At 41.6% G+C, this 8,693-nt stretch carries 6 protein-coding genes; 3 read left to right on the top strand and 3 right to left on the bottom strand.

Annotation, left to right across the window (positions count from 1 at the left end; all coding sequences use genetic code 11):
• Together QZ019_RS07990 and pta are read right to left on the bottom strand one after the other, a co-directional pair.
• On the bottom strand, window positions 1-607 hold a 607-nt coding region (locus tag QZ019_RS07990; protein ID WP_295483983.1), incomplete at its 3' end, for a hypothetical protein.
• 56 nt (window positions 608-663) lie between these two features.
• Window positions 664-2,634 (bottom strand): phosphate acetyltransferase, encoded by a 1,971-nt coding sequence (gene pta, locus QZ019_RS07985; RefSeq protein WP_295483980.1) that lies wholly within the window; start codon window positions 2,632-2,634, stop codon window positions 664-666.
• Window positions 2,635-3,196: 562 nt separating this feature from the next.
• Here pta and QZ019_RS07980 point away from each other — a divergent pair.
• Window positions 3,197-4,393, top strand: a complete 1,197-nt coding sequence (locus QZ019_RS07980) for an amino acid aminotransferase (RefSeq protein WP_295483978.1) — start codon at window positions 3,197-3,199, stop codon at window positions 4,391-4,393.
• A gap of 58 nt (window positions 4,394-4,451) precedes the next feature.
• Here QZ019_RS07980 and QZ019_RS07975 read toward each other — a convergent pair whose 3' ends face one another.
• Window positions 4,452-5,540 carry a polyamine ABC transporter substrate-binding protein gene (locus tag QZ019_RS07975; RefSeq protein WP_295483976.1) on the bottom strand — a complete coding sequence of 363 codons (1,089 nt, stop codon included), beginning with the start codon at window positions 5,538-5,540 and terminating at the stop codon, window positions 4,452-4,454.
• A 340-nt stretch (window positions 5,541-5,880) separates the two neighbouring features.
• Here QZ019_RS07975 and QZ019_RS07970 point away from each other — a divergent pair, with 340 nt between their 5' ends.
• Window positions 5,881-6,786 carry a DUF2333 family protein gene (locus tag QZ019_RS07970; RefSeq protein ID WP_295483973.1) on the top strand — a complete coding sequence of 302 codons (906 nt, stop codon included), beginning with the start codon at window positions 5,881-5,883 and terminating at the stop codon, window positions 6,784-6,786.
• A 15-nt stretch (window positions 6,787-6,801) separates the two neighbouring features.
• Window positions 6,802-8,637 (top strand): ABC transporter ATP-binding protein, encoded by a 1,836-nt coding sequence (locus QZ019_RS07965; protein ID WP_295483971.1) that lies wholly within the window; start codon window positions 6,802-6,804, stop codon window positions 8,635-8,637.
• Window positions 8,638-8,693: the final 56 nt, after the last annotated feature.

Here is an 8,693-nt window from a genome sequence, read left to right as displayed (position 1 = left end):
AAATAATTGCATTAACCGTATCTTCAATACTAATCCAGCCGATATGCTTTTCTTTGCCGATGAATTTGATAGGGGGTATTTTATTTATTTTTTGAATAAAAGGACTTTCTTTGCCTAAGATAATGCCAAGCCGTAATGCGACAATGCGGGAGAATATATTATTTAAGCTTAAAGCTTTATCTTCAACTGTCTTACAAATTAAGGCAAGTTCGTCATTGCCTATATTTGATGAGTTGTCTTCATATATGCCAAGTGCACTTGCCTGAAGTAATATTCTTGATTTACAGGAGTATTTTTTTAATTTATTTTCAATGTGCGCCAGTACGTCAAGTCTTGAGCTTTCCAGTGTTTTTATTCGCTTTTTGGTCAGTATTTTGGCAGCGATGCTTTCGCCTGCGAGATTTATAACTATATCCGCATCAGGTAATTCATCTTTGTAATCTAAAATTTTAGGAAAAGGGACAAAGGAAGAAAGAATTCGTTTGAAAACTTCGTATGTTTTATTTTTATCGCGTCCAAGCAGATAGAGCGTATTGTCTTTAGTGTGTAATTTTAAAGTTAAGGCGCGGCCTAAATAACCGCTGGCTCCGATTATAAGAATATTCATAGTGCGTATATGAAAAGGGCGGCATGTAGAGCCGCCCTATAAATATCAAGGTAATATTATTCCTGAGTTGCCTGGATGGCAGTAATGGCGATAGTGTAAATAATATCGTCAACTAAGGCACCGCGAGACAAATCGTTTACCGGTTTTCTCATACCCTGAAGCATAGGTCCGATGGAGACCAGGTCGGCAGAACGCTGTACTGCTTTATAAACAACGTTGCCTACTTCAAGAGACGGGAAAATAAAGACGGTAGCTTTACCCGCGACAGAAGAGCCCGGAGCTTTCTGAGCTGCAACATTAGGCATTACGGCAGCATCGTACTGCAGGGGACCGTCAATGTTAAGATCAGGACGCTTTTCTTTAGCAATACGGGTTGCCTCTGCTACGGTGTCAATATCAGGGCCTTTACCTGAAGTGCCGGTTGAGTAGGTGACCATCGCAACACGAGGATCAATACCGAAAGTCTTAGCGGTATCAGCTGACTGAATGGCAATTTCCGCCAAGTCAGCGGGGGTCGGGTTCGGATTGATGGCGCAGTCGCCGAAAACGTAAACCTGCTCCGGCATCAGCATGAAGAATACTGAAGAAACGAGGGATGCATTAGGAGCGGTTTTGATGATCTGAAGCGGCGGGCGAATGGTGTTGGCAGTGGTATGGACAGCGCCGGAAACCAAACCGTCAACTTCATTGCGCTCAAGCATCATGGTACCTAAAACGACATTGTCCTGCAGCATGTCGATTGCCTGCTCTTCGGTAAGGCCTTTCTTCTTACGTAGTTCAACCAAGCGAGCTACGTAATTCTGACGAACTTCCTCAGGATCGACGAATTGTACGCCTTCACCTAAAGTTACGCCTTGTTCTTTAGCAACTGCCAAGATTTTGTCTTTCTTTCCGAAAAGAACCGGAGTGGCAATGCCTGATGCTGCTACTTTAGCGGCAGCACAAACAGTACGCGGCTCGTCGCCCTCAGGTAAAGCAATGCGCTTGTGTGCGGCACGGGCAAGTTCGGTTAATTTTAAACGGAAAGCTGCAGGGCTCATGAGCGGAGTACGATCTGCGTCAACTTTAGCTAAAGAGGCAAGTGCGTCAGCGTCAAAATAAGGAGCGGCAAATTCAGCAGCTTTATCGGCACGAGCAGTATCATCAGCGGCAAGATGAGCAGGCATGCGGGCCAAAGTCTTGGCGATATCCCAAACATTTTGCTCGGAGCTGATTACGGCGTTGACATTTGATAACTGGCCTTCAATGCCTTTAGCTAATACTACGATGCCTGATTCTGCTTCGGTAGGTAAAGTCTCGGTAATAAGGACATGTTTCTTGTTCTTGTCTTTAAGATCGAACACTACGCGGAAGCCGCGGGCTTCAGCATCGCCTGCTACGACTTTTCCGCCGATAAAGTCGGCAATATCCTTGGCGCGGACGGCGTAGTTGTACATGTCAAAAGGAATATCGGCAATAATATTGTCAATTGCGCAATCATCACAGCAAGCGGTAAATTCACCACCGTTTCCGGCAAGAACGAGACGCTTTTCGCCGTGAGCGTCTTTCGGGGCGTTACGGTTTAAAATGATGTTGCCGACGACGCGGGTTTTACCTGCGTTGCCGAAAGCCTGTAATGTAACTGCATTTAAAGCTTTAGCTTTAGCACATTTGCCTAAATTTACTACAACGATGTCGGCATCAAGGGCGTGGCAGACGTCTGCGTTTAATTTATCTTGATCAAGTTTGTCATTAATGACGCCTTCTGCGATGACCACGTCGGCTTTAGTGTCAGCAAGGAAACGTTTGAAATTGGCAACTACTTTCTCTAAAAGTTCAGTTCTTTCGCCGGCAGCGATCTGTTTTACAGCGTCGCAGAAGCTGACTGAATAAGAGTCTTTGCAGGCGCAAACATTTTTGCAGCAGTCAAAAGGACGGAATAAAGCGGCATTTACGCCTTTATCTTTTAAAGCCTTTACTAAACCTAAACTTGCGGTAAAAATCCCGGTAGACTTTGCTGTCGGGACAAGCATAATTGAGCGTGACACGAAGCTCTCTCCATAGTTCATAACGTTGAATAAAAAATGGTTTATCTAAAAACCAACATTAAAATTTTACCTTATTTACAAAAGCAGTGTTAGTGAACTAATACTCAAAACTAAGTAATTTTTCTTGAGTTTTTAGTAGGATGGCAAGGTTAAAGTGTTTTTGTACGGAATACTTTGCTACAAAAGTGTGCGCTATATCAAATATCAGTGTGTTTTTGTGATATAGTGGCACAAGCTTTTATGAAGGGCAGGACTTGCCCGGATAGCCTGTCAAGCGAACCTCTTAAGAGGTCGGCAGCAGGAACCAGCCGAAGCTGACAGCTGTATTGTTGCTTAGCAAGAGGAGGATGTCAGTCTGCATGAAGTGATTGTTTTAATGATGGGACAATAGGACTTTTGCGGATTTTTAAGCGTTTTTGCGGGGTTAGATGATCCTGTTAAACCACTTAACTATGCGAACAGATGGTTTGCCGTTATCGGTAAAAGCCGGTAACACAATAAAATCCCCGGATATATGCATTTGACTCCGGGAATTAGTCAGTTAACAGTAGGTAGAAAAAAGATGTTTTTTGATCATATTGAAGCAGCTCCTGCCGATCCTATTCTCGGTCTTACCGAAACTTTTAAAAACGATCCGAATCCTAAAAAAATTAATTTAGGTGTAGGCGTTTATAAAAATGAAGCAGGCGTCACTCCGATCCTTGACTGCGTCAAGCAGGCTGAAAAGCTGATATTTGAAACTGAGACTACCAAATCTTATTTGCCGATTACCGGTTTACCTGAGTTCGGACGTTTGACTCGCGAACTTATTTTCGGCGCTGACAGCGAGTTAGTTGATGACGGCCGCGCCGTTACTTGTCATTGCCCCGGCGGTACCGGTGCATTGCGTATCGGCGCTGACTTTATTAAGCAGCAGAATGTTGCTGCTAAGATGTGGATCTCCGATCCTACCTGGGCAAACCATTATCAGATTGCAACAGCTGCAGGTCTTAAGTTTGAGCGTTATCCTTATTATGACAGAGCAACTCACGGTCTTGCTTTTGAAAGAATGCTTGAGACTTTAAATCAGGCTGAAGAAGGTGATGTTGTTGTTCTTCATGCATGCTGTCACAATCCTACCGGTATCGATCCTACCGTTAAACAATGGGAGCGTATTGCTGACTTTATTTCTGAAAAGAAATTACTGCCGTTTATAGACTTTGCATATCAAGGTTTCGGTCACGGCATTGAAGAGGATGCTCAGGGATTGCGCATCATTGCTTCTCGCTGCAAAGAAATGATTATTGCAAGCTCATACTCAAAGAATTTGGGTCTTTACAATGAGCGTGTCGGTGCATTGACTATTGTAAGCGCAGATAAAGAAACGGCTGCAAGAGTATTATCTCAGATGAAGATTGCTGTTCGTACGGCAATCTCAAATCCTCCTGCTCATGGTGAAAAAGTAGTTACCACCGTTTTGTCCAATAGTGAATTACGCGCTCTTTGGGAAAGTGAATTGACCGCAATGCGTGAGCGTATCCGCAATATGCGCGTTCTTTTGGTTGAAAAATTAAAAGAAGCGGGAGCAGGTGATTTTGATTTCATCACTGAGCAAAACGGAATGTTCTCTTTTTCAGGATTGAATAAAGAGCAGGTTGAAGTTTTGCGTAAAGAGTTCAGTATTTATATTGTTGGCTCCGGTCGTATCTGTGTTGCCGGCATTAATGCAGACAACGTTGATGCTTTAGCTAAAGCCATTGCTGATGTAATGAAGCGTTAAGCTTTTTTGCAAATACTTAAAAAACACCGCTTTAGTGAATAAAGCGGTGTTTTTATTTTTACTCTGCGCTTGCTCTGACGCGATTCCATGTCTTTGTCAGAGTTCGTTCAATTCCGTTTGGCGGAATAACTATGTGCATTCTTTCAAGCATTTCCTTGGGATAGTATATTCCGGGATTATCAGTGATTTCTTTATCCACGAACTGAGTTGCGTCAGCATTGGCATTGGCATAACGGACGTAATTTGATATATCGGCAATTACGTCAGGACGCATAATGTAGTCTAAAAACAAATGCGCATTATTTACGTTGCGGGCATCTTTGGGAATGGCAAACATGTCGTATCCCATTAAAGCGCCTTCTTTAGGTATTACGTACTTTATGGCGTCAAGCCCTGCTTCTTGAGATCTCTGATTGGCAAGCTGAATATCGCCTGACCAGCCAACTGATATGCAGACTTCGCCTCCTGCCAAATCATTGGCATATTGTGATGAATGCATATAAGTGACATTTTGAATCATGGTTTTAAGAAGTTTTTCCGCTTCTTTATAATCGTTTTTATTTGTACTTTGGGGATCTTTATTAAGATAAATAAGTGCTGTGCAAATCATGTCGGACGGGCTGTCGAGCACGGTAGCGCCGCATTTGTTCAATTTGCTTAAAATCTCTGGTTTAAAAAATACGTCCCAAGAATCGACTTTAAAGTCATTTCCCATTATTTCTTTTATTAAGCGCTCGTTATATCCTATTCCCGTAGAGAGCTCCATATAGGGGATTCCGAAGGTATTGTCTTTATCCACTTTTGCAATTTTAGCCATCTTATCTTTATCTAGATGCTGTAAATTAGGCAATTTGGTTTTATCAAGCTCAAGTAATAATCCGGCATCGCTTAGACGTTTTAAAACATGAAGAGAAGGTGTAATGATGTCATAACCGGAATTTCCGGCCATAAGTTTGGCTTCAAGCATTTCATTTGAATCAATCAGACTATAGTGAACCTTGATTCCGGTTTCTTTTTCAAAGTTTTCAATAGTGTCCGGCGCAATGTAGTCTGACCAGTTCATTATGTATAAATCGTTGCTGTCGGCATAAGAGAATGAGGATATTCCTAAAGACAGCAAGGCAAGAAGCAAACATTTTTTTAACATGATGGTGTCCGTTAATAAGACTCAATTTTTAGAATTAAGCTTAATTTTAAACGCATTTTTACAAAATAACGTTTAAACGTAAGAAAATATGCAGGAATACTCTGCAAAAACATGCGGTTTTTCAAAAATATTCGTGTAAGCTGCGAGTATATCTGAAAGAAACATTTTGTTATACTAACATTTTGCATTCAAAGCATTTTGTTAAGCTTTTTGTAAAAGGAACGCGTTAATCTAAGTATTTAATAAGTTCTTTTAGGTTAAATTTTAAAATAGGTTTTTTAGTATTGGAGGAGCCTGATTATTCCTTGCTGATTCAAGGTATTGAGGTTTTTTGCTTGTTATGAATTTAAAGCCGCTTAAGTACATATTACCTGTTGTTATAGGATTTGGTGCTGTTTATTTGATTGCCGAAGGTCTTTGCTCCAATACCACTCGCGAACAATATAAACCGGAGCCTCTTGCTGCAGATGCAACCGATGCTCAAAGAGGACAGATTATTGCAAATAGCGTTAATTTTGCTTTAGAGCAGGAACTTGATACCTTATTTGGCTGGCAATTAAACGATTTATTTTTTGTTCCTAAGATTTTTGACAACAAATCAGCTTATCAGGCAGGTGTGATTTATGCTACCCGTCAGGCTTCTGATGTTTTAGCAAAAACAGCAGCACGTGCCGGTGAGCGTGATACGATTGACCCGAGACTTACTGCCGCATCCGGTCGTTATTTTGCATACGGACAGGATGTCTGGGGCTTTTGGTTTGTTTATGATTGTGAAGGCAAATACCGCGAAGGTATTAAGAACTGGAACGATTGGGCCAAATCGATTAATGACGGTACAAAAAGAGCCGGCGTTTACAATGTCAGATCCGATGACGTATATGAAATTTTAAAATATGCTTCAACCGTAACCGAATTGGCACTTAGTTATTTAAATTCAAGCAGCATCGGACATTTTTCAGCCGATGATGCGATTTATTACGCAAAAGGCGTAGTTTCGGTAGCCGGTAATGTTGTTAGAGGATTGGCTGCAGTAGATGAGTCTGTAGCAGTTCGCGGCGGTCAGGAAAATCTTGATGAGGCTTTAAAGCGCTTTGATTATATTGCCGAGTTTGATCCTCTGTATGTTTTTGCAGGCGGTAATACCGTAGGTGATGCAATGATGCCAAATCATGTCGCAGCGTTGGCACGCCACGTTGATATTGTTAATAATCGTATCAACGATATGCTTGCTTCAATGGAAAAATAATAAGGAAAAAATCAGGTGGAAAGGATTTGGCGCTGGTTTGAGAGACTGGTCCCGCCGTTTCCCGCTCAAGATCGCGGCGTACCTCCCAAGGGGTTGGTACGCTTCATTCTTTTTTATACTCAAGGCCTGTGGAAGTTTTTAATAATCATTGCATTGCTGACTGCGTTTATGGCAATAGGCGAGGCATTGTTTTTTTCCTGCATGGGGCTTATCGTAGATTGGACAACGTCTACTCTTCCTTCCTTTTTTATTGAAGATCACGGTAAAAAGCTGGTTTTAATGCTGCTTCTTGCAGGTGTTTTTTTACCGCTTGCAACCGTTATTCACTCTCTTATTCTGCATCAAACGGTATCAGGAAACTATCCGATGCAGATCCGTTGGCAAATTCATCGCTACATGTTAGGACAGTCCCTTTCGTTTTTTACCGATGAGTTTGCAGGGCGGGTCGCTAATAAAGTTATGCAGACTGCCATGGCAGTACGTACATCAGTACTAAAGTTAATTGATGTGCTGGTTCATTTGTGCGTATATTTTGCCACGATGCTGTGGATGCTCGGGGATGCCGATTTGTTTTTAATGCTGCCGCTTATTGTTTGGTTTATTTTATATTCAGCGGCTTTGGGGATTTTTATTCCTAATTTGAGAAAACAGGCGCAGGTTCAGGCAGATACCAGATCCGATATGGTAGGACGCGTAGTTGACAGCTATGTAAATATCGCTACGGTAAAGCTGTTTGGCGGTAAAGGGCGTGAGGCAAAATATGCAAAAGCCGGAATGGAAGGCTTTATTAAAGCAGAGTATAAAGCTTTACGCATTCTTACCTTGCTTGATGTCAGCGTGCAGTTTTTAAATTATGCGCTTTTAATTTCCATTACCGTTTTGTCATTATGGCTTTGGATTCATTATGCGATAACACCGGGAAGCATTGCCATTGCCGTAGCTGTGGCAATACGTGTGATTAATATGTCGCGCTGGATGATGTGGGAAGTCGGGGCGATTTTTGAAAATATCGGTATGGTTTATGACGGCATGAATACTATCGCCCGTCCGGTTGAAATAAAAGATCCGCAAAATCCTAAAACCTTAGATAAGGTTAAAGGTAAAATCGAATTTTCTCATGTTGCCTTCGGTTATACGGGCGGGAAAAAGGTTTTTGAGGATTTAAGCTTTGTAGTAAATCCCGGTGAAAAAATCGGAATAGTCGGCAGATCCGGAGCCGGAAAATCTACGCTTATTAATCTGCTATTACGTTTTTATGAAGTTGACGGCGGCACTATATTTCTTGACGGCACAGATATTAAAGAATTGGCACAAGATGAAATGCGGGATAATTTTGCAATGGTTTCGCAAGATCCGTCTTTAATGCATCGTACTATAGCGGAAAATATTTCATACGGCGTCAATGAATGCGATACCAATTCAATGGAAAAAGCAGCAGAGCTTACTGATTCGTTGTCTTTTATTAAAAATCTTTCCGATTATAGGGGCGGACGCGGTTTTTCAACTATGGTGGGGGAACGAGGTGCTAAATTGTCAGGCGGTCAGCGGCAAAGAATTGCTTTGGCGCGCGTAATTTTGAAAAACGCTCCGATTTTGATTTTGGATGAAGCAACATCAGCTTTAGATTCTGAAAGTGAGTCTATTGTTCAGGAAAATTTAGCTCAAGTTATGCAGGGGCGGACTGTTTTAGCTATTGCGCATAGACTTTCAACATTAAATCAAATGGATAAAATTTTGGTGCTGGATGACGGCAAGATAGTTGAAAGCGGAACACATAAAGAACTTATAGCTCATAACGGTATTTACGCAAAGCTTTGGGAGAGACAAGCCGGTGGATTTATCGGTGAATAATGTAAAAATTTATTTTGCATAAAATCAAGAAGTTAATAAAAAACGTTAAAAAATTG

The sequence above is a fragment of the uncultured Succinatimonas sp. genome, from assembly GCF_905203285.1.
GTDB lineage: Bacteria > Pseudomonadota > Gammaproteobacteria > Enterobacterales > Succinivibrionaceae > Succinatimonas.
The sequence above is the reverse complement of the archived record's forward strand: the minus strand, read 5'-3'. Positions and strand labels throughout refer to the sequence as shown.